The organism is Kocuria sp. HSID16901, from assembly GCF_003989425.1.
Lineage (GTDB): Bacteria > Actinomycetota > Actinomycetes > Actinomycetales > Micrococcaceae > Rothia > Rothia massiliensis.
Genome location: NZ_RBLM01000001.1, coordinates 222,736 through 246,085, shown reverse-complemented (window position 1 = coordinate 246,085; position 23,350 = coordinate 222,736). Strand labels below are relative to the sequence as shown.

Genomic DNA, 23,350 nt, shown 5'->3' with positions numbered 1-23,350 from the left:
AGACCCGCCCGCCACACTCCTCAGTTTACCGACGCCGATCTACCGATCACGGGGAATGCGATGAACGCAACCTCGGTGGTCCGAGTTTGACAGTGAAACCTGGTCGTTTCCCGACAATCTGGGTCAGAGGGACAATCCCATGATGACCGGTTCGGCTTCCAAGGTGACGCCGAATTCCTCGCGTACGCCGTCGCGCACCGCACGGGCAATCGCGAGAACGTCGTCTGCGGTGCCTCCCCCACGGTTCGTCACGGCCAGGGTGTGTTTGGTCGAGAGGCTCACGCGTCCACCGGCGAGCTTCCGTGCCTCGCCCTCCAAGCCGAAACCCTTGTCGAAGCCTGCGTGCTGAATCAACCACGCGGCCGAGAGCTTGATCTTGGAGGGGTCCACCTCCCCGTGCGGATCCAGCACCGGGTAACGTGGGGCGTCCTCGGGAACCCGAGATTGCTCGCTCGTGGGAATGATGGGGTTCGTGAAGAACGACCCGGTACTGTACGTGTCGCGGTCGGAACGGTCCAAGACCATTCCCTTCCCCGAACGCAGTCCCAGAACCGTTTGACGGACGGTCTCGGCCTCGGCCCGTTCACCTACATCAACACCCAATCGACGAGCCAGCTCGGCGTACCGGATGGGTTGGGATTGACGGTCGCGTTCGACCCGGAAGCGCACGGACAAGACGACGTATCTGGGTGAACCGCCGTGAATTTCCCTTTTCAACAGGGAGTCGCGGTACGCGAAGTCGAGGTCGTCGCCGCGAAATGTCGTGGTCTCGGCCGTCTTGCGATCGTAAACGAGAGCGGATTCAAAGTGCTGAGAGATTTCAGTGCCGTACGCTCCCACGTTTTGCACGGGGGTGGCTCCCGCCGTCCCTGGGATACCGGAGAGGGTTTCGAGCCCAGTCAGGCCCTGCTCGACGGTGTAGCGAACGACGTCGTCCCATATTTCTCCGGCGGCCGCAGTCAGGATCACGAATTCGCCGTGGTCCTCGAGCGACATCCCGCGAGAGGCAACATGAATAACAGTGCCGTCGAACCCTTCGTCGGAGACGACGAGATTCGATCCGCCGCCCAAGAGAAGCACGGGTTCGCCGCGTTCGTCGGCCGCACGCACGGCATCGACGATTTCTTCCTCGCTGCCTGCGTGCACATAGCGGCGGGCCGGGCCGCCGACGCCGATGGTCGTCAATTCGCTCAAAAGGGTCTCAGTCACGCAGGCCATTCTACCCGGGAGCAATACTCAGAATGCGTTGGGTGCCGCCGTGACGAGCGAAGAACCTGCTCTGAGCGATAGACGTGCCTGACACCGGACCCCAGCATGGGTCGCTCCGCGATAGGAATCGTGAGCGACCCATCGCAGGTCACAACCGCACGACAGCTTGAGCTTTAACCAACACCTTCTGCGAGGTGCCCTCAGCATCGGGGGCAGAAACGGCCAAGTCGACACGCACGGTCGATTCCTCCGCGTTTATGGCACCAATTTTTCCCTCGACCGTGATGACGTTTCCGCCGTGGTCTGGGCCTTGGGCGCCGTCTGCATCAGGTACCGGAACGGGCTTCGTAAAGCGTGTTTGATAGTCGACGACGCGTCCGGGGTCTCCAACCCATTCCTCAACGAGTTGCACGGCCGCGCCCATGGTGAACATTCCGTGAGCGATGACGCCGGGCAGCCCAACGGCCGTCGCGAACCGCTCATTCCAGTGGATGGGATTGAAATCTCCGCTGGCTCCGGCATAGCGGACCAAATCTGCGCGAGTCACGGGGATCTCGCGACGACCGATCACCTGCCCTTTTTCCAGGGACTCAAGAGTGGGATGCTGCATGTCTACTCCTCACCCCTCACCAGGAGGGACGATACGGCGGTCGAAACCGGCCCGCCGCGTTGATCGACGATTTCCTCGCGAGTTGTTACCAAGGCTCCAGCTCCCATGGTCCGTACGGAATCGACGTGAACGGTCGTGGAGAGCTCATCACCGGCAACGATCGGCCGATGATGAGTGAAACGCTGGTCCGCGTGCACCACCCGGGTGAAATCGATACCTGCCGTCGGGTCCTGTATGAACTCCGCATCGGCCGCCTGGCTGACGATAATCGCGAAAGTCACCGGGGCCACCAGGTCCGAGTATCCGAGTCCTTGGGCGGCTTCTAAATCAAAATGCGCCCGAGACTGTGCCTTGACTGCATTCGCGAATTCTCGAATTTTCTCTCGGGACACCGAATAGACCGGAGCACCCGTATAGGTGCGTCCTTGCAGGTCTTCGGCTATGCCCGTCGTTTCAGACATGCTTCTCCTCGTGCCATCGTTGGACTCCCGTCAGCGTGCGAACGAGAGCCGCTATGCCTCGGCCAACTCTACCGGGACTCCGCCCACACCGAAGACCTCGCTTGTCACCAGTAGTGATTATGGTGCAGTTCACACCCGAGAGTGTCAGACTGGTCCCATGAACCGAAAATATCTGTCCTTCATCGCCCTAGCTATCAGCATTTTCTACGGCGTAGGCTTTGCGGCCTTTGAGGTTCCTCCACGGGGTTACGCAGTTATCGGAGGTGCCCTGGTGGCTCTGGCGTGGGTAGCCGTGGGAGTGTTCGGCAAGGACGACACATCACAGAGGGATCGACGTCGACGCTAGGCATCCCCGACGGCGGTGGAGGTGACGTTCACCCATCGTCGAACGGAAGGAAAACCCTGGAACCGCGCTACGGCGAGTTGAGGGGCGCTGCCGGACGTATACCCAGTGGAATTCGCAGCTCTCCAGCGCACAAAAATACCCCCGCCTGACAGGTTCTACCTCGTCAAACAGGGGTTCTTGTAGCGGTGGACGGGCTCGATCCGTCGACCTCACGATTATGAGTCGTGCGCTCTAACCAGCTGAGCTACACCGCCAGACATGAAAGCGCCCGCGTGAAGCATGTGCTCCACGCAGGCCCTCACCATGAGAGCCCCGACCGGGAATCGATCCCGGGACCTCCATCTTACCAAGATGGCGCTCTACCACTGAGCTATCGGGGCAACGACATATAACTTTACCGTCGCCTCAAGGCTTACACAAATTGAGGAGCCAGTGTTTCTCGCCACACGATGTCACCTCTGCCCGGCCCTCACCTCGTCCACTCCGCGCCAGAAACAGATCAGGCGGGGAGGGACCTTCTTGGCCCTTCCCCGCCTGATCTCAGCACCACCCAAAACCGCGCCGTGCGGCACAGCTCAAACCCCCACAGAGGCCCTTTAGCTCACCGCTATACCCGAAGGGGCAACGCGCTCGTGTAGGTCGTCGCTATTAGTCTCGGTATCCGCCCTTACGGAAGCCACCACGGCCGCCACCGCGGTCATCACGGTAACCTCCGCGATCGTTACGTCCACCGCCACGGCCACCACGGTATCCCCCGCGGTCATCACGACCACCGCGGTCATCCCGGCGACCGCGGAAACCGCCGCGATCTCCGCGGAATCCACCGCGGCCGCCGCCACGGTTGCCGCCGCCACGAGAGTTGCCACCGCGGTCCGGAGCAATGTCGATGCTGTTGCCGTTGATCTGGATATTGCGCAGATCGTTCAGGTTGATGTTCTCGGGGAGGTCCACCAAGGAGAATCCGCCGCGAATGTCGATGTTGCCCACCTGAGAGCCGTCGAGGCCGCCTTCGTTGGTCAAGGCACCCACGATGGAGCCCGGAGAGACACGCTGGTCGTGACCCACCTGAATCTTGTAGGTGGTCAGGCCTTCGTCGCTACCGCGGCGTCCGCCGCGTTCGTTCTTGCCGCCACGATCGTCACGACCGCGACCGCGCCCTGCACCCTTATTCGGAAGCTCTTCGACCAGGAACGGGCGACCATTCTGAGCGATGAGTGCAATCGCAGCTGCGACGTCCTCGGCCGGGACATCATGCTCTTCCACGTACTTCTCGACGAGCTCCTTGAACACGGTAAGGTCCTCGGACTCAATGGTCGTCGTGATCTGTTCGGCGAAGCGTTCCAAACGATTCGCGTTGACGTCGTCGGCGGTCGGCATAGCCATCTGCTCGACCTTCTGGCGCGTGGCCTTCTCGATCTGGCGCAGCATGTGCTTTTCCCGCGGCGTCATGAACAGAATCGCCTCTCCGGCACGACCGGCACGGCCCGTACGACCAATGCGGTGCACGTAGGACTCGGTGTCGTGAGGAATATCGAAGTTCACGACGAGGCTGATGCGCTCAACGTCCAAACCGCGAGCGGCGACGTCGGTGGCGACGAGAATGTCCACTCGGCCGTCGCGCAAGGATTCCACCGTACGCTCACGCTGATTCTGGGGAATGTCGCCGTTGATGGCCGCGGCCTGGTAACCACGGGCCTTCAGCTTGTCCGCAAGCTCCTCGGTTTCCCTCTTGGTGCGGACGAAGGCGATCACGCCGTCGTAGTCCTCCACCTCAAGGACGCGAGTCATGGCATCCAGCTTGTGAGAATGCATGACCTGCATGTACCGCTGGCGAATATTCGAGGCGGTCGTCGTCTTGGATTCGACCTTCACCTCAACCGGATCGTTCAGGTACTGTTCCGCGAGCTTGCGGATCGTGCGAGGCATGGTCGCCGAGAAGAGGGCCACCTGCTTATCACCGGGAGTTTCGGCCAGAATCTGCTCGACGTCGTCGGCGAAGCCCATACGGAGCATTTCGTCGGCCTCGTCGAGCACGAGGTGCTGGAGGTGAGAAAGATCCAGGGATCCACGCTTGAGGTGGTCGATCACGCGGCCCGGGGTTCCGACGACGACCTGCGCGCCACGGCGCAAGCCAGCCAGCTGCGGGCCATAGGGCGATCCGCCGTAGACGGGCAAAACGGTGAAGTTCGGCATTTCACTCGCATAGGAGGAGAAGGCCTCGCCAACCTGCAGGGCGAGCTCACGAGTCGGAGCCAGCACGAGAACCTGAGTGTTCTTGCTGGGACCGTGAACGTCAGAGAGTTCGGCCAAGTGGGACAGGGCCGGAACCGCGAATGCCGCGGTCTTGCCGGTACCGGTTTGAGCCAAGCCCACGACGTCGCGCCCTTCGAGCAGCAACGGGATGGTTTCGGCCTGAATCGGTGAAGGCTTTTCGTAACCGACCTTCTCGAGCGACGCAAGAACGCGCGCATCGAGGCCGAGATCGGTGAATTTCAGGGAGTTGTCCTCGGACTCCGCTGCTGCGGTCGAGGTGTTTTCGGGCAGGGTCTGGTTGGTTTCAGTCACCAATGAGTCCTTATGTGTGTTGGGGTTCTCGCACCGTTCTTTCTGAACGGCGGCCGGATTATCCCCTGTTGAATCTGCCCGCGAACACCCTCTGAATATTTCAGATCCGCGTGTTCCTCCTATGGGCGCACCTCATGATCCGAAGTAGTGGGTCATTGACGGCCGGCCGATCCAAAATGTCGGCTCAAACCGGTGGGTGAGGTGTGCGCTGCGGCGAGCTATTACACGTCATGCAACGGCCGGGTCCTTCGAAGTTCAGGACTGACTCGGCACAAAACGGGGAATCCCGGTAATGACTTCCACATTACCGCATGGTTCTCGGATTCACGCCACGGGGTGACGCATCGCTCACCGGAATTGGGACATGACCACCACACCGTCTTCCCGGAACACTTCCCTGTATTCGAGCCCGAGGTGGTCCTTCGCGAAAGCGGTTGGATCCCGCGGAGGCGCACCGTTCCAGGTATTCCCCTCAAGGTTCAAGATCACGTAGTCGGGTGCGGGATCCCCCGGTGTACCCATCCACCGAACATCATGGTGAGGCACCAAATACGCCAGGCTGGTCAAATCGCTCGACACGCTCGCCGCTGAGGGGATTCGCTCCATGGCCCGAGATTCCGCCTGAACAACATGCTGGCTTGGCCCATCGTCGCCTTGCAGCGTGGGTAACAACGACGACGTTGGCACCAGAACCAGGGCCATGACACCCGCCAAAACCGGTCCCCAGGACGTCATACGCTCGACGCCGCCGCGCCATCTCCCCGGCGCATCGGCCCGAGCACGCAACGCCGCGTCGAATATCGCCGCGATGAGAACGGGCATGATCACCAGGTTGTAATGCCACGTGGGTTCCCAATACCCCGGGTGATCCGAGAGAAATCGCCAGACCAGCGTCGGTAGAGCCACGAACGACACCGGCGACCTCAAGCACACCAATGCTCCCGTGACGAGGAGTAAGCCGAGGGTCTGCGCCTTCGCCCAGGGGTACAGCATGAGAGCGAAGGATTGCAGTGGGTCGGCGATGGCGCCGAGGACGTTCACGGAACCGCCGTAATCGAAGCTACCTTCGGGGTTGAGCGACGGCACGATGACGAAGACTGCCAAGGCACTCCAGAGAATCCCCCATCCGACGAGAAATAGTCCCCACGCGGAGTCGCCGCGGACCAGGCTCCTCACGAGCCGCCTCACAGGGAATGTCTCGGACGACCTCCCGCGAGCGGCCCGATACATGACCATGAGACCGATCATCGCCGCCGTCACGCCCATGTCTTCCTTGACGAAGGCCAACGGGATCGCCCACAGCACGGCGGCACGTAGTTTTCCGACCCCCAGCAGACACAAGGATGCGCTCAGGAGGGGCATTGCGAAGGCCACCTCGTGGAATTGCACCCTGACGGACTCGATCACGCCAAAACTTAAACCAAAGGCCAGCGCCAAGCCCATTCCTCGCAGGACTCCCAAGAAACGGACACCAAACCAGCCGAAGAGGCCGACGGAGATCGCAAGCAGTGCGTCCTGGACCAACATCACGGTCAATCCAGATGGCCAGACAGCGTATATCGGCCCCAGCAAAACCAGGATCGGGTGAAAATGGTCACCTAGAAGGTTAAAGCCGTATCCCTTGATATTGACGATCGGTGCGCTTCCCGACCCGTATGCCTTGGCCAGTTGCGTAAAAATGGCCAAGTCCCAGGACGGCGTCACCATGCGCCGCCATTGAAGCACCGACACCGTGGAGTAGAGCACCATCGCCAGAATCCCGAATAGTACGGCTATGCCCGTGGCACGGCTTCGCACGACATCCCGAAGGCTTCGGAACGCACTACTTCGACACACCCCACTGACCGTGGCGTAGGCGCCATGGTCGCGAGAGTTCTGTGACGGTCTCGACGGCGTCAAAACTGGTGGGTTGTTGTGGTTCATCATGGTGTGGATCTACCGGAATTTCCTTGTCCCGACGTGGCTCGCTACGGCGCTGTCGGGCCGTGAGAGCATGGCGGTATGTCAGCCGTGCATCTCTCCGAGCGTCGATTCGTACCGCACGTGGCCGTCGATCTCGGACACACCCTCGCGGTCCTTCAGCGTGGTCGCAACGATCCCACTCTACGGATCAGTTCTGCCCCGACGCAGACCCGGGTCGCTCTCACCGCACGCATTAGTGAGCATGAGGGAGAAGGAGTCGCCGCACTACTCGAGCAAACGGCCGATACGACTCCTCGCCACCGAGCACCCATCAGGGTGATCGCGTGGGGTCATCTCGCGGCGGAGGTGGAAGCCTTTATGAGCTCTGTGGGGCGACTTCTAGGCTTCGACGACGACTGGTCTGAGCTGTTGGATTCGCCGTCGTACTCCCAGCTACCGCATGCAGTGCGATACGCGCGTGAGACCCACCCGGGACTCAGGCTGAGCGCCACACGATGGGTCTTCAAGCAGGGTGTCTCGGCCATTTTTGAGCAACGGGTCACCGGCAGTGAAGCCATCGGCGCGTGGCAACGATTAACAAAGCACCACGGAACGCCTCCCCCACCCCCGCCTCGGGCAGGTCTCCCCTTCCCCAGCGACCTCCGCGTATTTCCGACGCCGCGCACATGGCTCGATATTCCGAGCTGGCAGTGGCGACAAGCCGGCGTCGATGCGCATCGTCGCGACGCCGTGCGGGCCTTGGCAGACGCTGCGCCGGCTCTCGCGCGGCTCGAGGCCACATCGCCCATTGGGGCCGTGGCACGGGCTCTGGCCAACCTTCCCGGAATCGGCCCCTGGACCGTCGCGGAGACCCTGCAAAGGTCACACGGGCTTCCCGACGCCATCAGCATCGGCGACTATCACCTCGCACACGCGGTCTGTTACTGCCTGGAAGGCCGCCGTGGCGACGACGCACGCATGCTTGAGCTGCTCGCGCCCTGGTCGGGCCATCGGCAACGGGTGGTGCGCCTCATTGGCGTTTCGGGAGTTAACGAACCCCGGCGAGGACCAAGGGTTGCCCCTCGGTCACTCGCCGGGTAGTGGTGTGACGCCCAGACGGCGTCACTTTAAGAAGTGTGAGCGTTAAGCCTGACCGGGATCGGTGGCGGATTCACCCTTTTCCGCGGCTTCCTTTTCGGCTTCAGCGATCTGCTTGCGGACGTCGTCCATATCCAAGCCCTTGACGGCCTCGATGACCTGCTCGAGCTGTCCGCCATTCAAAGCGCCAGGCTGAGCGAAAACCAAAGTCTGCTCGCGGAACGCCATGAGGGTCGGGATCGACGTGATGCCGGCCGCGGCGGCAAGTTGCTGCTGATCCTCGGTGTCCACCTTGCCGAAGACGACGTCGTCGTACTTTTCCGAGGCGGACTCAAACACCGGGGCAAACTGCTTGCACGGACCGCACCATTCGGCCCAGAAGTCGACCAGAACGATGTCGTTCTGACCAATGGTGTCGTTCAAGTTCTCTTGCGTAAGTTCAATAGTCGACATGGCCTCGAGACTACAGATCGCCCCTGGGGGCGCCCAAAGACTTTCACCAACAGCTCAGCGTCGCCATCGTCAAAGAACCGGCAGGTGAACGGGCCTTAAAAGCATGACGCCGCAAACTCCAGAGAGTTTGCGGCGTCATGGCGGCGGTGGCAGATGAGGGATTCGAACCCCCGTAGGCAGTGCCAGCTGATTTACAGTCAGCCCCCTTTGGCCGCTCGGGTAATCTGCCGAGCGTTCCGCAGGTCAGAGACCCTGACAGAACAACGCCCCCGGCAACGGGAGCGGATACAACAGTACCCAAAGATCTTCGAGATACACAAACCGACGCCGCCCCCTGGTGAGGTTTGTGACGAACCGCATAATTCCTGACGTAGGAACCTAGGCAGAGGCCCCCGCTTGTTGCTCGGCGAGGAGGCGCACCTCCAAGCGAGCCAGAAATTTGGTGAGCTGATCCTCCGTAATTTCACCGCGTTCCCGGGAGGCCTCCAGGTCTTCTCGAACCCCTTCGAAACGCTGCACCAGCGAGGGCTCGACGAGCCGCTCGCACGTTTCGCTCCCTCCGACGGAGGAAGGCGCATACCTGGGAATCGCGGTGTGGACCGGGGCACGATAGAGGTAACCCAGCGAAGGGCGGTCCCCTACCGGAAATCGGCGCGGTGCGTTCGGTCGGCTACTTCGTGCTGGGGAAGTTTTCATGGTTCCTAGTCTTCAACCTCCAGCTGTGAAGAGGTGCAGAAATACGTGACGATTCCATAACGATTCGGCCGATTGTGTCCACATACCGACCCCATTCATCCGCTCCGCCGCGGAACTTGGGTCCAGCGTGCCTTAAGCTAGTGGGCAACATCAGTTCCATCTTTTCCCCTTCGACAGGAGCCCACATGGCCAGCGAATCCTCGTTCGACATCGTCAGCAAGGTCGATTCCCAGGAAGTTTCCAACGCTCTCAACCAGGCGGCCAAAGAAGTCTCTCAACGCTACGATTTCCGCGGCGTCGGCGCCTCCATCGAATTCTCCGGCGAGAAGATCATGATCAAGGCCAATTCCGAGGAGAGGGCCAAAGCCGTGCTGGATGTCTTCGAATCCAAGCTCGTCAAGCGTGGAATCTCCCTCAAATCTCTCGACGCCGGAGACCCGTACGCCTCGGGCAAGGAATATCGCATCGAGTCCTCCATCAAGGAAGGCATCGCGCAGGACCAGGCCAAGAAGATCTCCAAGATGATCCGCGACGAAGGCCCCAAGGGCGTCAAAGCCGTCATTCAAGGCGACGAACTTCGCGTGTCGTCCAAGTCCCGCGACGACCTCCAGGCCGTCATGTCGATGCTCAAATCTTCCGACCTCGAGGTGGATCTGCAGTTTGTGAATTACCGCTAAACCTCGTCGAGTCAAAGAGCTCAACGCCAAAGTCCCGCCCTCTCCTGACGGAGGGGGCGGGACTTTTCGTGGACGAATCGGTATGGGCTTCGGAAGCCCGTTCGGGCCTCAGCGGCGAGGAGCGTTGCCCCCGTATCCCGCCATATTCTCCAAACGCGCGATGCGCTTTTCCATGGGTGGGTGGGTCGAGAAGAGGTTCTTTGCCTGCGCCGCGCGGAAAGGATTCGCGATCATCATGTGGGCCGTGTTGACCGTCTTCTGATTCTCGGGATTCATGGGAGCTTGCTGGGTCCCCTGCTGCAACTTGCGCAAGGCCGAGGCGAGCGCCAGCGGGTCATCCGTGAGTTTCGCACCGTCTTCATCGGCGTCGTATTCGCGAGTTCTACTGACGGCGAGCTGGATGATGGTAGCTGCCAACGGCGCGAGCAAAGCCATCAAGATGGCCGCAATCGGATTTCCGCCGCGTTCGTCGCGACCGCCAAAGGCGCCACCGAAGAACATCATGAATTGGGCAACCGACGTGATCACTCCCGCAATCGCGGCAGAAATGGACGACGTCAAGATGTCCCGGTTGTAGACGTGCATCAGTTCGTGCCCCAAGACACCCCGCAATTCCCGCTCATTCAAGAGCTGCAGAATGCCCTCCGTACAGCACACGGCCGCATGATTCGGGTTACGCCCCGTCGCAAAGGCGTTGGGCGACATCGTCGGTGCGATGAACAGCCGAGGCATGGGCTGGCCTGCCTTGGCCGAAAGCTCCTCGACGATGCGGTACATACCGGGAGCCTCTTCCCGACTCACGGCCCGGGCTTGCATTGAGGCGATCGCGATTTTGTCGCTGTTCCAGTAGCTCACCCCGGTGGCGATGAGGCCGCCAATAGCAAATACCCAAATAAAGATGCTGCTACGGCTGCCCGCCGACAGCACACCGCCGACGGCCAACAAAACGGCAAACATGCCACCCATGAGGAGGGCGGTCTTAATCCCGTTGAAGTGTGAGTGCATAAGCGGTGGATCTCCTTGCGTAGCCGCGGTTGCGGCGCACGTTTCTTGAGGACTGTCGGCCTGCCGACTAGACAAGATGCTTCAACTGTAAAGCACTGGCCATCACGAAACGATTGCGATTTCATCGGTGAAGGCTGTGTATGCCCTCGAAAATCCTTCTGACCTGGGTGAACACGGCTCACACGATATCCACAGGAACTTCTTATTGTGAACCACTCAGAATAACTATATAGTGGTGCACATGACATTGGTTCAGCCAGACACCTCTCAGGAGCTCATGGGCGAGTCCCTTGAGTCTCTGCATGCGCGGTGGTCGGGCGAGCTCCGGGCCCACGGGCGAAGGGTTACTCGGCAGCGTCTCGCAGTCCTCACCGCGGTGCATCAACATCAGCACTCACCCGCCGAGGACATCGTGACGTTCGTCCGCAAAGACCTCCCCAACATCACGGTTCAGTCCGTCTATGTGGTCCTGGCCGATCTCACGGAGATCGAGATGTTGCGCAAATTCCAGCCCCCGAACACGCCGGCGCTCTATGAGACCCGCACGACGGACAATCACCATCACGCACTCTGTATCGGATGCGGCCGGGTTGAAGACGTCGACTGCGCCTTGGGTGAGGCACCCTGCCTCACTCCGAGTGAATCTCACGGCATGACGATCATCGCCGCCGACGTCGTCTTCCGTGGGCTGTGCGCCGCCTGCCAACAGCAGGCCCATGCCGAGGACTCTGAGGAGTCCACCGAGCGGGCGAAAACCACCGCTCCACCCCAAGTGTCCGGACTCGCCCCCCGTTGAGTCTGGCGTCAACACAGCACGAGCACACACAAAGTAGAAGGAGATCAACGATGACTGAGTTCGTTTCGAGCCAGAGCTCCACAGATCCCAAGAAGGCTTCGACCACAGAGTCGGGCGCGCGTCGGGAATCCGACGCTAACTCGCTCTCCGTCGGGACTGACGGTCCGCTCATGCTTCACGACGTCGCCCTGGTCGAGAAGCTGGCACGCTTCGACCGCGAGCGCGTCCCGGAGCGTAGCCCCCACGCCAAGGGTTCCGGAGCGTTCGGTGAGCTGGAAATCACCGAGGACGTCAGCAAGTACACCAAGGCCAAGTTCCTGCAAAAGGGTGTCAAGACCCCTATGCTGGCTCGTTTCTCCACCGTGGCCGGCGAGCTCGGCTCGCCCGATACCTGGCGTGACGTGCGTGGTTTCGCCCTGAAGTTCTACACCGAAGACGGCAACTTCGACATGGTGGGCAACAACACCCCCGTGTTCTTCGTCCGCGATCCCATGAAGTTCCCGGACTTCATCCACTCCCAGAAGCGCACCCCTGATTCCGGCCTGCGGAGCCCCAACATGCAGTGGGACTTCTGGAGCCTCTCCCCCGAGTCCGCTCACCAGGTCACCTACCTCATGGGCGATCGTGGCCTGCCCCGCAACTGGCGCCACATGAACGGTTACTCCTCCCACACCTACATGTGGGTCAACGAGTCCGGCGAGAAGTTCTGGATCAAGTACCACTTCTTGACGGAGCAGGGCGTCGAGAACATGACCAACGAAGAGGCCGACCAGTTGGCCGGAACCGACGGCGACTACCACCGCCGGGATCTCTTCGACGCCATCGAGCGGGGAGATTACCCCTCATGGCGCATGGAAGTTCAGATCATGCCGTACGAGGATGCGAAGACTTACCGCTTCAATCCGTTCGACCTGACCAAGACGTGGTCTCAGAAGGACTACCCGCGCATCCCCGTGGGCCGGTTCACGCTCAACCACAATCCGACCAACCACTTCGCGGAAATCGAGCAGGCGGCCTTCAGCCCCTCGAATACCGTTCCCGGAACGGGCGTATCCCCGGACAAGATGTTGCTGGGCCGCGTGTTCTCGTACCCGGATGCTCAGCGCAACCGTATCGGCACGAACTTCAACCAGCTGCCGGTCAACTCGCCGATCACGTCCACGAACTCCTACGACAAGGAAGGCCAGATGCAGTTCCGTCACAGCGGAAATGCGCCGGTCTACTCGCCGAACTCGTACGGTCGTTCGTACCAGGACGAGCAGGGTCCGGTCGAAAACGGCTGGGAGACCGACGGCGAGCTCGTGCGCGCCGCCTACTCCTTGCACTCCGAGGACGACGACTTCGGTCAGGCACACACCTTGATCCGCGAGGTTTACGACGAAGGTGCCCGCGAGCGTCTCATCAAGACCGTCTCGGGCATGCTGGGCGCCTGCGAGGAGCCGGTGCTCTCGAACGCTATCCAGTACTGGAAGAACATCGACCAGGAAGTTGGCGAGCGCATCGAGAAGGCCGTCCAGGAGAATGCCGGAGACGACGTTCCCGGCGCCTAATCTCGGCACGCTGAACCCCGGCTGACGTCCCGATTCCTGGATCGATGTCAAGCCACGAAGGGCTCCCCACCGTTTTCGGTGGGGAGCCCTTCCTCGTTCTCGGGAGGTATTACTCGCGGCTCAGCTTCTCTTGGGCCTCGACGATCTGCAGGAGCTCTTCGACCTGGGCGATCGGAAGGCGTGCGCTCGGGCCTAAAGCGTTGATCATGACGTAGGCGGCACCGGCGTCGACCGCGAATCGCAATGCATCGACGGCCTTCACAGAACGAACTTCGAGCCGGGGGTCCAGCGCCGCAACTTCGGGGGCGGAGGTAAAGAGCAGGAAAGTATCCGGGTCACGGCCGTCTTCTGGCTGCGCGTAAACCGGACGCATGTCTTGGTCGCCGTGGCGCATTCCCAGGAGGAGCACCGCCGCCGGCCCCATGAAGGACCCCACGAGCTGTTGCATGCTCCCATTGAGGAGGGCGTTTTTCGCGGCGTCGTTCCGCGGCGTTTGAATGGCCCATGCGGCCTGTGGACCCTCGATGCGACACGAGAGGCCCGCGTTCGGTTCGACGATGATGTCGGTGAGGGAATCGTCGTTGACGAAGTTCTGCAAGACGGCGACCGCAGGTTCCCGGCTGAGGACGAGCTCGTCCGGGTTTCTGCCCGAATTCGCGATGACTTGACGCGCGGTCTCCTCGCTCAAGTACACGGCCAACGATCGTTGACCATCCTTGTTGAGGACGGCTTGAACACGGATTTGAGACTCCGGTCCGGCCTGTTCACCGTTCGGTCCCGGCACGAAGGTCGACCCCGAAATATCGAGCAGAACTTCGCCTCCCATGAGGGTGCGCACGACGTTGGCGATCGTCTGTTCGGTGGGCTTGCGCCCAAAATGCGATAGTGCCCGATAAACCTCCGGATTGACGATGTCGTTGTCGACCTCCGCCGTGCCGAACGGTGTTTCCGGCGCGGACCGGGCGGCGTCTGCACCGGCGTCGGCGGCCGAAACCGCTGCCATGGAGCTGGTCGCGGCCGTCGGTTCCGTGTGCCCTTGGGTCTCGCTTCTAGCTTTCAACGCGCCTCGGATACCTTCGGTGCGCTCTCGCATCCAGGACGGCATGGTGAATCGCTGCCTCGGGAAGACCTCCCAATCCGCGACGAGGTCCTCACCGGTGAGCGGAGCTTCTTGGGCCCACAGTTCCGGCTCTTCGTCAAAGTTGAGGTCCGATCCGACCTGGTATGCCGGTTCGGGCCAGCCCTCGGCCTGAATGATGAGGCTTGCCGAAAGCCAAGCTCCGGAATCTCGCGTATAGGTGGAGCGACGCAATTCCTCGAGGACCGGGACCACGGAGGATTCTTGGGACACCACACCGGTCGCGCCGGTCAGTTCTCGCTCTCCTCGTATCTCGGTAATTCTCGCCAGGTAGGCGCCCGGCTGCTGAGGAGCGGGCTTGAAATCACCAATCAGTTGGTCCCAGCCGGGTTCCGTGGTGGTAGAGGACAAAAGCCAGTGGCCCAGGCGGTTGACCGCGCTGCCGCTGCGGCTCTGGCGCTCCGTCTCGGGCAATTCTTCCACGGGTGTTCTGTGGGGTGTGCTCGGCATAGGTGATCCTCCGCTGGTCGGTGGGCCTCATGGGCCATCGCTGTGGCATCGTGTTCGTTTCGAGCCTACACAGTGGACGCCGCGGTACCGGCGTTTACTTGCTAGCCTGGCATCATGACGAAAACTCTCCAGGATCTGATTGACGAAGCCCTTTTCATCTCCACCGAGTATCAGGCTCGCTTGGCCGAGCTGACCGGTGATTCCGATTGGTCCGTGGACTTCTCCGCCCCGTCTTTCACCCTGAAGTCTGACCCCTCCGTTTCGCTGAGCCCTTCGCTGTTGGGCACCGAATCGGAACAGCGTGGATCGTGGATCTGGTCCTGGCAGGAACTGGGACATTTCCCGGATGAGGTCGTGACGGCTGCCGTGCAGGCTCGTGAGGCCGGCGAGAGCCTCGGCGTGCAGGAACTCACAACGGATGAGCTCGTGCTCTCCGAGGGACTGGCCCGCCGTCTGACGTTGGCCGCCAAGGCTGCGACCGGCCTCTTTGCTCACTACCCGGCCACCGCCGGTGGCGGCGTCCGCGCCTGGCTCTTGGTGGACGGGCCTCAACTCGAACTTCCCGAGCCCACGGTCAACCGGATGGGCCGAGTGATGGCTCAGGCGTTGCAGACCGATACGGCCGTCCACCATCAGCGGGCCGTCGATTCGTACGCGCGCCTCCGCGGAGCCCACATTTCCTGGGACACTGAAGCCTGCGCCGTCATTACCGCGACCGACGGCGCCTTGCGCCTGTGGTTCGATGAGCACCGCATCTCGGGCATCGAACCGGCCGAACCCGTGGTGGACCAGCGTGAGCTCGCGCGAGCCGCCCAAGATGCGCAGAAGCACCGTGCGGCATCGCGTGAGGATGCCACTCGTGCTCTGGCCATCGCCCACCGTGAGGCCGAACAGCAGCGACGCGCCCGCGAAGAAGCCGAAGCACGACGCGTCGCGGCGACCGAAGCGGCGCTGACGGAGCAGTCCGGTCAGCCGATTGAGCAGACCGAAGGCGTTGAACGTGCCCACGCCGACGGCGGCAACGCCCCGTTCGATCAGGAGCCACGCCACGACGCCGAGCCCGGCATCGTGTCGATGCATGTGGTACCGGACGAGGCCGAAGAGTCGGGTCAGACCGAGAAAACCCGCGAAGAGCACGTGCCCGCCGCGGATGTCCCGGCGCAGGCCCCCGCTGCCGACGCGACCGTTTCGGGACCGGACGAGGCCGTCACGGATCAGCACCCGATCGTCGAAGAGTACACGGCCCCGATCGAGTCCGAGGAGGAGACTCACGAGGATCGGCGTACTGCATTGGAGCGTCTCCGCGCGGAGCAGCAGGCCGAGGGAGAGCGTTCCGGCACGTCCCGTCCCGGGCGCGACGAGCGTTCCACCGGGGCCACGGCCGCCGGCCAGCGCACCCCTCAGCGGGACGAAGCGCCTTACGCAGAGCCGGTGTCCGAGCAGGAAGAGGCCGCCGAACGCGAGGCCGCTCGTGCCGAGGACGGCTCCAAGAAGAAGGGCTTCTTCAGCCGCTTCTTCGGGCTGTAACTCCGACCCTGCGGTCCCCGGCGGCCGCCGCGTCGCCCAAAAAAACTGCGGGCCACGATCCTCACGGTGAGGATCGTGGCCCGCAGTTTTTGTCGTGAACCTGGCATCGCCGGCGGCACGGCCCGGCGAAAGTTTTAAGACTCCCGGTGCACCACAGCTTGGGCAAAGGAGGCGAGCGCCGACTTCACGGTCGAATTCGGAAGGGACGCCAGAGTTTCCACGGCATCGTCCGCCCAGCGGTAGGCAATATCCCAGGCCATGCGCGTGACGCGATGGGCCGACAAGGCTTCCACGGCTTCCGTCAGCGCCTGGTCTGAGCTGAGGTCTCGATCCATCAGCTCGACAACGCGACGTGCTTCCTCGTCGCCGTCGCGTGCAGATTGCCGAACCAGGATGCTGGGCAGCGTCGGTACGCCTTCCCGAAGATCGGTTCCTGGCGTCTTCCCGGAAGCCTGGTGCGTGGCGGTGATGTCGATGACGTCGTCGGCGAGCTGGAAGGCCACACCGACGAGCTCGCCGTAGCGGACCATCGTCTGAATCGTCGCCTCTTCGGCCCCGGCCAAATGCGAACCGTACTCGCAGGCGGCGGAAATCAGCGAGCCCGTTTTGCCTTCGATCACCTTGATGTAATGCGCGAGCTGATCTTCATCGGCCGCTGCACCCGCGGTTTCGTAGAGCTGCCCCAGGACGAGACGCTCGAAGGTCTTGGCCTGGGTCATCAAGGCCCGCGAACCCAGCTCCGAAACCATTAAGGATGCCCGGGAAAAAATCAGGTCGCCGGTGAGGATCGCGACGGAATTTCCCCAAATCGTGTGGGCCGCGTCGGTTCCGCGACGTTTAGTGGCGTCGTCCATGACGTCGTCGTGATACAGGGTGGCCAGATGGGTCAGCTCCGTGACGACGGCCGCATCGATCACCGACGCATTAATGCCGCCGGAAATCTCCGCCGCCAAAAGCGTCAGCAACGGGCGGACCCGCTTGCCGCCAGCTTCCATGAGGTGGCGGGCCGCGACGTCGGCCAAGGCATCGGTGTACCGAAGGGCCTCGCTCAGGCGATCCTCGACGTCCGACAGGCCCTGAAGGATCCGGGGGCCGAGTTCAGGGTCCTCGGCGATGAGGTCAAATCCTTTGGGAAGGCGCAGTCCCTCGGCCTCGGCGGCAATCGCCGTCGGGCGGTACTGGGTCCGTTCATCGGGCTGTCCAGGCTGTGTATCGGTCACAGGTTAACACTAACCGTTTCTTCTCGGGGCCAAAGGCCGTGGTGGCTCGAGGTGTTATCGCGTGGGCGTCGCCGGGGTGAGGCGTTCGAGCACGTGAATCGCGCGGTCGGCGAGGGTGCGGGGTTCCTCTGGAGTCATGTCCGCCATCAGGCCTACCACGATCTTCATCAACCGCGGCCAGGCCATGCCCAAGGAGACCGACGCACGCATCAAGACGGGGTGCCCGATCAACTCTGCGCACGCGCGCCCGAGCGTGAAATGGGACCCCCAGAGGTCTCGCACGATGTCGGGGTACTCGTTGAGCTTCACTTCCCGTTGCAACGGGCCGTTCGCGGAGGCTGCCTGGTCGACGACGTCGGACGCGATTCTGGCGGAGCGCATCGCGTTGGCAATACCCTCACCGTTGAAGGGCGACACGAGCCCAGCGGCATCGCCCAACAGCATGAGGCCGGGAATGTAGTGCGGTGTCCGGTTGAAGGCCATGGGCAATGCGGCACCCAGGACTTTCCCGCTCCGGTGATCGACGTCGAGGGTCCATTCCTCTGGCATGCCCGCGGTCCATTCCGCGAGGACCTGACGATAGTCCAGGGAACCAAACTGTTCGGAGGTATTGAGGATTCCCAAGCCAACATTCGCGGTGCCGTCGCCGACACCAAAAATCCAGCCATACCCCGGCAATAATTCGGGGCGTCCCGAGGGTCCCTGCCGACCGCCCTGGAGCTCGAGCCAGCCTTCCATCCATTCGAGGTCTCCCAGCGAGGAGTCGTAATACGCTCGGACGGCAACACCCATGGGGCGGTCGTCCCGTTTGCTCAGACCGGCCGTAACCGCCGCTCGCGACGAATTGCCATCGGCGGCGAGGACGAGTTCAGCATAAAACTCTCGCGTCTCGTCCGTTCGACGGCCGCGGTGGTCATTCAGGCGCGCCCGGACGCCGATGATGCGGTCCGGATCGGCCATGACGGCACGGGGCAGGTCGGTGATCGCGGAATCCACCTCGGAGGCCCGGATGACTTCCTGAACCGAGTGACCTTCGAGTACTTCCGCGCCTTGGGCCCGTGCATGCTCGGCGAGTTCTTGATCGAAACCGAGACGAGTGCGCACGAGTCCATAGCCCGGGACATCACCCGCAGACTCGAAGGGTACGTCGAGGCTCGTCCCTGCGGCCCGAAGCCGAAGACCCTTCTGACGGTGGTACCCCTGATCCGTTCCGTGAGGCAGGCCCAAGAGGTTCATTTCGCGAACGGCCAGGGGCGTGAGGCCGTCCCCGCACACCTTTTCGCGGGGAAACCGCGTCTTCTCAAGAACGGTGACCTCGTGCCCTGAGCGGGCGAGCCAAGAGGCGGCCGTGGCCCCAGCGGGTCCGGCGCCGACGACGAGTATTCTCATGCGTCTAAGCCTTGAAGCCTCGGTGCAATGCCACGATCCCACCGGTGAGATTCCGGTACTTGACGTCCTGCCATCCGGCATCGGAGATCGCGGCAGCGAACGCTTCCTGTCCGGGCCAGGACTGAATGGTTTCCGCCAAGTAAGAGTATGACTCGGGGTTCGAGGAAAAGAGGCCCGCGGCCACCGGCAGGGCCTTGACCAGGTACTCCTGGTACACCCTGCGGAACAAGGGCCACGTGGGGTTAGAGAACTCGCAGACGACGATCCGCCCACCCGGCTTGGTCACGCGATGAAGCTCACGCAATGCTTGGGGATATTCGGCAACGTTTCGAATTCCGAAGGAGATGGTGACGGCGTCGAATTCCTCGTCGTCAAACGGGAGGTCCGTGACGTCCGCACGCACGAAGTGGATGCCAGGATGCCGACGACGCCCCTCCGCGAGCATCCCCTCGGAAAGGTCCGCGGCGACGACGTCGAGCCCGGCCTTCTGATACGGAACGGCCGAAGCCCCGGTTCCGGCGGCGACATCCAGGATGCGCTGCCCCTCGTGAGGCTCGACGGCCTCCACCGTCGCGCGACGCCAACCCCTGTCTTGTCCCAGGGACAACAAGGTGTTCATGAGGTCATACTTCGGTGCGACCCCGTCGAACATCGCGGAGACTTCCTCGGACTTCTTATCAAGATCAGCTCGGTTCACGATGTCCATTCTGTCAGACCCTCCCGCGACCTCCCGTTTCCTGGGTGCCGGACGTGGGTTGACTTCCCCCGTTCACCCGAAATTCCGTCGACTCATGGCCATGAAGTGGTCAACCCCACACTTTCTGTCGTTGCACCGCCAAAGAATTTGCAATTACTGTAAATATATGAGCTTGATGCCACCACCCAGCGGGGATCGCCGCCATGCGCGCCGTGAGGCGACACGACAAGCAATCCTCGATGCGGCCGAGTACATCGTGGTGGAAGAAGGGCTCGAGGCCCTGAGGTCCAAAAATCTGGCCGAACGTGCCGGAACCTCGGAGCGATCGGTGTTCAACCATTTCGCCAACCTCGACGACGTCGTGCTGGCACGCGTCACCTCGTATCTCACGCGTCTCCTCAACCAACCGGACATCCCGGCCGGGATCTCGCTAGCCGAGCTGCCGCACGCCATCGACCAAAAGTTTCGGGAGAGCTTCAACCATCCCGAGGCAGACGAATTGTTCGCGGGTTTCTTGCGATTATCGATTTGCCTCAGCGCGGAAATGCTCGACCTGCTCGGGCAACACATCCTGTTGACCTTGGCCGACGTCTCGAGACAGCTCGTGGAGGACCTCATGGGCAAATACCCGTCCCTCGGCTCGGCGCAGGGTGTTGCGGTGCAAATGTACGTCCACAATTTGACGACCAGCATTGCCTTCGGCCTGCTCCACGGGTTGTACCGTCTGGGGTTTTTCGACCAGGAGGCCATGCCCGCCCCGGCTGACAGCTTCGCACTGCGCACTAATCTCCAGGACAACCCTCTTGAGGGCCGGTTGTCGCTGGATTCTTTGAAAGAAGACCTCTTCTGGGCCTTCGATCATGTTGCCCTCGGCAGACCTCGCATCTAGAACCGCCCACCCTATTAACGAGAGACATCATGGCAAAAATTCTGTACCGCATCGGCGGCTTTGCCGCCCGCAAGGCCTGGGTGATCATCAGCATCTGGATCGTGATCCTGCTGGCCTTGGGCGGCGCCTTCGCCGCTTTCAAGGGCGACCTCAGCTCCAACGTCACCATCCCTGGAACAAAGTCTCAGCAGCTTCAGGACCAACTCAGCGATAAATTCGACCTCAACGCCAATGCTGGAACCGGCCAGGCTGTCGTCAAGAACCCTGATGGTAAAGCCATCACGGCAGATCAGCAGAAGGCTCTGGCCTCTGCACTGCAAAAGGTTGGCAAGGAAGACGGCGTCGACTCGACCACCGACCCCTTTGCCCAGCAAAAGCAGCTTGACGACGGCAAGAATCAATTGAATCAAGCCAAGCCTCAGATCGACGCCGGTCAGAAGCAATTGGATGACGCCCAGAAGCAGATCGACGACGCCCGATCGAAGCTTCCCCCGAATGCTCCCGCACAAGCGACTCAGGAGATCGACGCCAAGCAGGGCGAACTCGACAAAAAGAAGGACGAGTTCAACACCAAGAAAACCGAATACGAGCAGAACAAGTCCAAGATGGACATGTCCAGCGGCTACTCCTCCATCTCGGATGACGGCTCCACGACTATTGCCCAAATTAGTTTCAAAAACGACATCAATTCGGTCTCCCCCGACACCTTGTCGAAGGTCCGCTCGGACTTGTCCGACGCCGACCTCAAGGGCCTCGACATCCAGTTCGATCAGAACCTTGAAGGTCAGCCAATGCCCGGTGGCGTCGGCGAGGCCGCCGGAATCGTCGTCGCCTTCGTGATCCTGATGATCATGATGGGCACGTTCATCGCGGCGGGCCTTCCGATCCTCATGGCCCTTGTCGGCGTCGGATCGGCGATGTTGGCCACCTACGCACTGTCCGGCGCCGTCGAGATGAACTCGGCAACCCCAACCTTGGGCATGATGCTCGGCTTGGCCGTCGGCATCGACTACTCGCTGTTCATCATCAATCGGCACCGCAATAATCTCGTGCGGGGCATGGACATGAAGACCTCGATCGCTTTGGCCACGGGCACGAGCGGCAACGCCGTCGTATTCGCCGGAGCCACCGTGATCATTGCGTTGTTGGCGCTCAATATCGCCGGGATTCCCTTCTTGGCCGTCATGGGTAACGTCGCCGCGATGGCAGTGTTCCTCGCTGTACTCGTGGCGGTCACCATGACACCGGCCATGCTGGGCCTTGTCGGCCGACGCATCATGACCAAGAAGCGATGGAAAACCATCCAGCGTCGGGCCGAGCTTCGCGAAAAGGCCGAGCAGGAAGACCTCGTGAACAGCGGGGAGTTGCAGGACCGAGCTCACCGGGCCAACCTCGAGCACGAGTCCACTCCTCACGGGTGGCTGAAGTTCGTCACCAAGCACCCGGTCATCACCACGATCGCTTCCGTGGCGATCCTGGCGATCGTGGCTCTCCCCATGACTCAGATGCGCCTCGGACTGCCCGATGCCACGAGCTCGAGCCCCGATTCGGGAGCGTATAAGAGCTACAAGACCATCGAGCAGGCCTTCGGCGCCGGTCGCAACAGCACCATGGTGACGGCCGCGGACCTCCCCCAGGGAACAACCGCCGACCAAGCCAAGGCGCTCCAGATCGAGGTGGGTCAGGAACTCCAGAAGCAGGACGACGTCAAGACGGTGGTCCCGGCGGCGATCTCCAAGGACAACAGCATGCTGATGTACCAGATCGTGCCTGATGGCGGCCCCAACGATGAATCCACCACGCAGCTGGTCAATAACCTCCGTGATCTCAAGGTTCACACCCAGGAGGGCGACGTCAGCTTCGGCGTTGCGGGCCAGTCGGCCATGAATATCGACATTTCCGAGAACCTCTTCGAGGTCTTGCCGCTGTACTTGGCCGTGGTCATCGGGCTGTCCTTGCTGGTGCTGATTCTGGTGTTCCGTTCGATTCTGGTCCCGATCACGGCGACCGTGGGCTTCCTGTTCTCGCTGCTGGCCGCCTTCGGTGCCACGGTGGCGGTGTTCCAGTGGGGCTGGCTGGGTCAGCTCTTCGGTGTCAATGAGCCTGGACCCATCCTGAGCTTCCTGCCCATCCTCGCCGTCGGAATCCTCTTCGGCTTGGCCATGGACTATCAGGTGTTCTTGGTATCCGCGATGCGCGAGGCTTACAGCGACGGTCGCGGAGGCAAGAAGTCCGTGATCATCGGGTACAACCACAGTTCGAAGGTGGTCGTTGCAGCCGCCCTGATCATGTCGGGTGTGTTCCTCGGCTTCGTGTTTAGCGGGCAGGCGATGATCGCCTCGATCGGATTCGGACTGACCGCGGGTGTCCTCTTCGATGCCTTCGTCGTGCGACTCACCCTGATCCCGGCGGTCATGTACCTGCTGGGCGAGAAGTCCTGGTGGTTGCCGCGTTGGATCGACAAGATCCTCCCGAACGTCGACGTCGAGGGGTCCTCGCTCGAGCAAGAGTAAGCGCCTCAGCAGACGCCAGACGCAGCGCACCGATCGTGTATTCGACCGGTGCGCTGCGCGCGTTAAGGCTCCTCACGGCGGGTCACCGCGTCCGATCGTCACACTCCGCCCCCAGCGCGTCACAGAGGCGCCGTAAGGGAACTTCACGTGAACAATCAT

At 61.8% G+C, this 23,350-nt stretch carries 20 protein-coding genes and 3 tRNA genes; 8 read left to right on the top strand and 15 right to left on the bottom strand.

Going from position 1 to position 23,350, the window contains the following annotated elements; translation table 11 throughout:
- Window positions 1-123: 123 nt before the first annotated feature.
- The 3 genes from D8M21_RS01170 to D8M21_RS01160 all read right to left on the bottom strand — a co-directional run bounded on the left by D8M21_RS01170 (window position 124) and on the right by D8M21_RS01160 (window position 2,280).
- Window positions 124-1,209 carry a UDP-N-acetylmuramate dehydrogenase gene (locus D8M21_RS01170; protein WP_048683081.1) on the bottom strand — a complete coding sequence of 362 codons (1,086 nt, stop codon included), beginning with the start codon at window positions 1,207-1,209 and terminating at the stop codon, window positions 124-126.
- 148 nt (window positions 1,210-1,357) lie between these two features.
- Entirely contained in the window at window positions 1,358-1,819 is a 462-nt protein-coding gene (locus tag D8M21_RS01165) for a MaoC family dehydratase (RefSeq protein WP_048683017.1), read from the bottom strand.
- Between the two features lie 2 nt (window positions 1,820-1,821).
- Window positions 1,822-2,280 (bottom strand): FAS1-like dehydratase domain-containing protein, encoded by a 459-nt coding sequence (locus D8M21_RS01160; RefSeq protein WP_048683019.1) that lies wholly within the window; start codon window positions 2,278-2,280, stop codon window positions 1,822-1,824.
- Between the two features lie 157 nt (window positions 2,281-2,437).
- Here D8M21_RS01160 and D8M21_RS01155 point away from each other — a divergent pair, with 157 nt between their 5' ends.
- Window positions 2,438-2,626 (top strand): hypothetical protein, encoded by a 189-nt coding sequence (locus D8M21_RS01155; RefSeq protein ID WP_082156876.1) that lies wholly within the window; start codon window positions 2,438-2,440, stop codon window positions 2,624-2,626.
- Window positions 2,627-2,806: 180 nt separating this feature from the next.
- Here D8M21_RS01155 and D8M21_RS01150 read toward each other — a convergent pair.
- From D8M21_RS01150 to D8M21_RS01135, 4 genes are all read right to left on the bottom strand, one after another.
- Window positions 2,807-2,880, bottom strand: a tRNA-Met gene (locus tag D8M21_RS01150).
- Between the two features lie 54 nt (window positions 2,881-2,934).
- A tRNA-Thr gene (locus D8M21_RS01145) sits at window positions 2,935-3,006 on the bottom strand.
- 268 nt (window positions 3,007-3,274) lie between these two features.
- The gene (locus D8M21_RS01140) at window positions 3,275-5,191 is read right to left on the bottom strand and encodes a DEAD/DEAH box helicase (protein WP_342342966.1); all 1,917 of its coding nucleotides are present in this window, start codon (window positions 5,189-5,191) and stop codon (window positions 3,275-3,277) included.
- Between the two features lie 348 nt (window positions 5,192-5,539).
- On the bottom strand, window positions 5,540-6,988 hold the full coding sequence (locus tag D8M21_RS01135) for a DUF2079 domain-containing protein (RefSeq protein WP_161970363.1): 1,449 nt from the start codon (window positions 6,986-6,988) through the stop codon (window positions 5,540-5,542).
- Between the two features lie 204 nt (window positions 6,989-7,192).
- Here D8M21_RS01135 and D8M21_RS01130 point away from each other — a divergent pair, with 204 nt between their 5' ends.
- Entirely contained in the window at window positions 7,193-8,194 is a 1,002-nt protein-coding gene (locus D8M21_RS01130) for a DNA-3-methyladenine glycosylase family protein (RefSeq protein WP_053090028.1), read from the top strand.
- Window positions 8,195-8,236: 42 nt separating this feature from the next.
- On the opposite strand, the gene trxA is transcribed toward D8M21_RS01130, so the two are convergent.
- From trxA to D8M21_RS01115, 3 genes are all read right to left on the bottom strand, one after another.
- On the bottom strand, window positions 8,237-8,644 hold the full coding sequence (trxA, locus tag D8M21_RS01125) for a thioredoxin (RefSeq protein ID WP_048683024.1): 408 nt from the start codon (window positions 8,642-8,644) through the stop codon (window positions 8,237-8,239).
- 147 nt (window positions 8,645-8,791) lie between these two features.
- Window positions 8,792-8,873, bottom strand: a tRNA-Tyr gene (locus tag D8M21_RS01120).
- 149 nt (window positions 8,874-9,022) lie between these two features.
- The gene (locus D8M21_RS01115; protein ID WP_048683027.1) at window positions 9,023-9,340 is read right to left on the bottom strand and encodes a hypothetical protein; all 318 of its coding nucleotides are present in this window, start codon (window positions 9,338-9,340) and stop codon (window positions 9,023-9,025) included.
- Window positions 9,341-9,525: 185 nt separating this feature from the next.
- Between D8M21_RS01115 and D8M21_RS01110 the strand changes: the two genes are divergently transcribed.
- Window positions 9,526-10,017, top strand: coding sequence for a YajQ family cyclic di-GMP-binding protein (locus tag D8M21_RS01110; protein ID WP_048683029.1), 492 nt, complete (start codon window positions 9,526-9,528; stop codon window positions 10,015-10,017).
- 108 nt (window positions 10,018-10,125) lie between these two features.
- On the opposite strand, the gene htpX is transcribed toward D8M21_RS01110, so the two are convergent.
- A complete protein-coding gene (gene htpX, locus D8M21_RS01105; protein WP_048683031.1) occupies window positions 10,126-11,022 on the bottom strand; it encodes a zinc metalloprotease HtpX in 897 nt (298 codons plus the stop codon).
- Window positions 11,023-11,263: 241 nt separating this feature from the next.
- On the opposite strand from htpX, the gene D8M21_RS01100 reads away from it, so the two are divergent.
- Both D8M21_RS01100 and D8M21_RS01095 read left to right on the top strand, forming a co-directional pair.
- A complete protein-coding gene (locus D8M21_RS01100; protein WP_446720488.1) occupies window positions 11,264-11,818 on the top strand; it encodes a Fur family transcriptional regulator in 555 nt (184 codons plus the stop codon).
- 50 nt (window positions 11,819-11,868) lie between these two features.
- On the top strand, window positions 11,869-13,368 hold the full coding sequence (locus tag D8M21_RS01095; RefSeq protein WP_048683034.1) for a catalase: 1,500 nt from the start codon (window positions 11,869-11,871) through the stop codon (window positions 13,366-13,368).
- Between the two features lie 109 nt (window positions 13,369-13,477).
- Here D8M21_RS01095 and D8M21_RS01090 read toward each other — a convergent pair whose 3' ends face one another.
- Window positions 13,478-14,956, bottom strand: coding sequence for an SseB family protein (locus D8M21_RS01090; RefSeq protein ID WP_082156879.1), 1,479 nt, complete (start codon window positions 14,954-14,956; stop codon window positions 13,478-13,480).
- Window positions 14,957-15,070: 114 nt separating this feature from the next.
- On the opposite strand from D8M21_RS01090, the gene D8M21_RS01085 reads away from it, so the two are divergent.
- Window positions 15,071-16,483, top strand: coding sequence for a DUF6882 domain-containing protein (locus D8M21_RS01085; protein ID WP_048683038.1), 1,413 nt, complete (start codon window positions 15,071-15,073; stop codon window positions 16,481-16,483).
- Window positions 16,484-16,617: 134 nt separating this feature from the next.
- Here the strand turns inward: D8M21_RS01085 and D8M21_RS01080 are convergent, their stop codons facing one another.
- From D8M21_RS01080 to D8M21_RS01070, 3 genes are all read right to left on the bottom strand, one after another.
- Window positions 16,618-17,646: a polyprenyl synthetase family protein gene (locus D8M21_RS01080; protein WP_238650935.1), complete on the bottom strand. Its 1,029-nt coding sequence runs from the start codon at window positions 17,644-17,646 to the stop codon at window positions 16,618-16,620.
- Between the two features lie 111 nt (window positions 17,647-17,757).
- Window positions 17,758-19,092, bottom strand: a complete 1,335-nt coding sequence (locus tag D8M21_RS01075) for an NAD(P)/FAD-dependent oxidoreductase (protein WP_048683045.1) — start codon at window positions 19,090-19,092, stop codon at window positions 17,758-17,760.
- 4 nt (window positions 19,093-19,096) lie between these two features.
- A complete protein-coding gene (locus D8M21_RS01070) occupies window positions 19,097-19,798 on the bottom strand; it encodes a demethylmenaquinone methyltransferase (protein ID WP_174229707.1) in 702 nt (233 codons plus the stop codon).
- A gap of 157 nt (window positions 19,799-19,955) precedes the next feature.
- On the opposite strand from D8M21_RS01070, the gene D8M21_RS01065 reads away from it, so the two are divergent.
- Window positions 19,956-20,678, top strand: coding sequence for a TetR/AcrR family transcriptional regulator (locus D8M21_RS01065; RefSeq protein ID WP_161800292.1), 723 nt, complete (start codon window positions 19,956-19,958; stop codon window positions 20,676-20,678).
- A gap of 29 nt (window positions 20,679-20,707) precedes the next feature.
- Window positions 20,708-23,191 (top strand): MMPL family transporter, encoded by a 2,484-nt coding sequence (locus tag D8M21_RS01060; RefSeq protein ID WP_048683048.1) that lies wholly within the window; start codon window positions 20,708-20,710, stop codon window positions 23,189-23,191.
- Window positions 23,192-23,350 lie beyond the last annotated feature (159 nt).

What these genes read in the sequence shown, in the direction of transcription:
- D8M21_RS01165 (WP_048683017.1), bottom strand. Translation starts at nt 1,819, where the DNA reads ATGCAGCATCCCACTCTTGAGTCCCTGGAAAAAGGGCAGGTGATCGGT.
- D8M21_RS01160 (WP_048683019.1), bottom strand. Translation starts at nt 2,280, where the DNA reads ATGTCTGAAACGACGGGCATAGCCGAAGACCTGCAAGGACGCACCTAT.
- D8M21_RS01155 (WP_082156876.1), top strand. Translation starts at nt 2,438, where the DNA reads ATGAACCGAAAATATCTGTCCTTCATCGCCCTAGCTATCAGCATTTTC.
- D8M21_RS01130 (WP_053090028.1), top strand. Translation starts at nt 7,193, where the DNA reads ATGTCAGCCGTGCATCTCTCCGAGCGTCGATTCGTACCGCACGTGGCC.
- trxA (WP_048683024.1), bottom strand. Translation starts at nt 8,644, where the DNA reads ATGTCGACTATTGAACTTACGCAAGAGAACTTGAACGACACCATTGGT.
- D8M21_RS01115 (WP_048683027.1), bottom strand. Translation starts at nt 9,340, where the DNA reads ATGAAAACTTCCCCAGCACGAAGTAGCCGACCGAACGCACCGCGCCGA.
- D8M21_RS01110 (WP_048683029.1), top strand. Translation starts at nt 9,526, where the DNA reads ATGGCCAGCGAATCCTCGTTCGACATCGTCAGCAAGGTCGATTCCCAG.
- htpX (WP_048683031.1), bottom strand. Translation starts at nt 11,022, where the DNA reads ATGCACTCACACTTCAACGGGATTAAGACCGCCCTCCTCATGGGTGGC.
- D8M21_RS01100 (WP_446720488.1), top strand. Translation starts at nt 11,264, where the DNA reads ATGACATTGGTTCAGCCAGACACCTCTCAGGAGCTCATGGGCGAGTCC.
- D8M21_RS01095 (WP_048683034.1), top strand. Translation starts at nt 11,869, where the DNA reads ATGACTGAGTTCGTTTCGAGCCAGAGCTCCACAGATCCCAAGAAGGCT.
- D8M21_RS01090 (WP_082156879.1), bottom strand. Translation starts at nt 14,956, where the DNA reads ATGCCGAGCACACCCCACAGAACACCCGTGGAAGAATTGCCCGAGACG.
- D8M21_RS01085 (WP_048683038.1), top strand. Translation starts at nt 15,071, where the DNA reads ATGACGAAAACTCTCCAGGATCTGATTGACGAAGCCCTTTTCATCTCC.
- D8M21_RS01075 (WP_048683045.1), bottom strand. Translation starts at nt 19,092, where the DNA reads ATGAGAATACTCGTCGTCGGCGCCGGACCCGCTGGGGCCACGGCCGCC.
- D8M21_RS01070 (WP_174229707.1), bottom strand. Translation starts at nt 19,798, where the DNA reads ATGGACATCGTGAACCGAGCTGATCTTGATAAGAAGTCCGAGGAAGTC.
- D8M21_RS01065 (WP_161800292.1), top strand. Translation starts at nt 19,956, where the DNA reads ATGAGCTTGATGCCACCACCCAGCGGGGATCGCCGCCATGCGCGCCGT.
- D8M21_RS01060 (WP_048683048.1), top strand. Translation starts at nt 20,708, where the DNA reads ATGGCAAAAATTCTGTACCGCATCGGCGGCTTTGCCGCCCGCAAGGCC.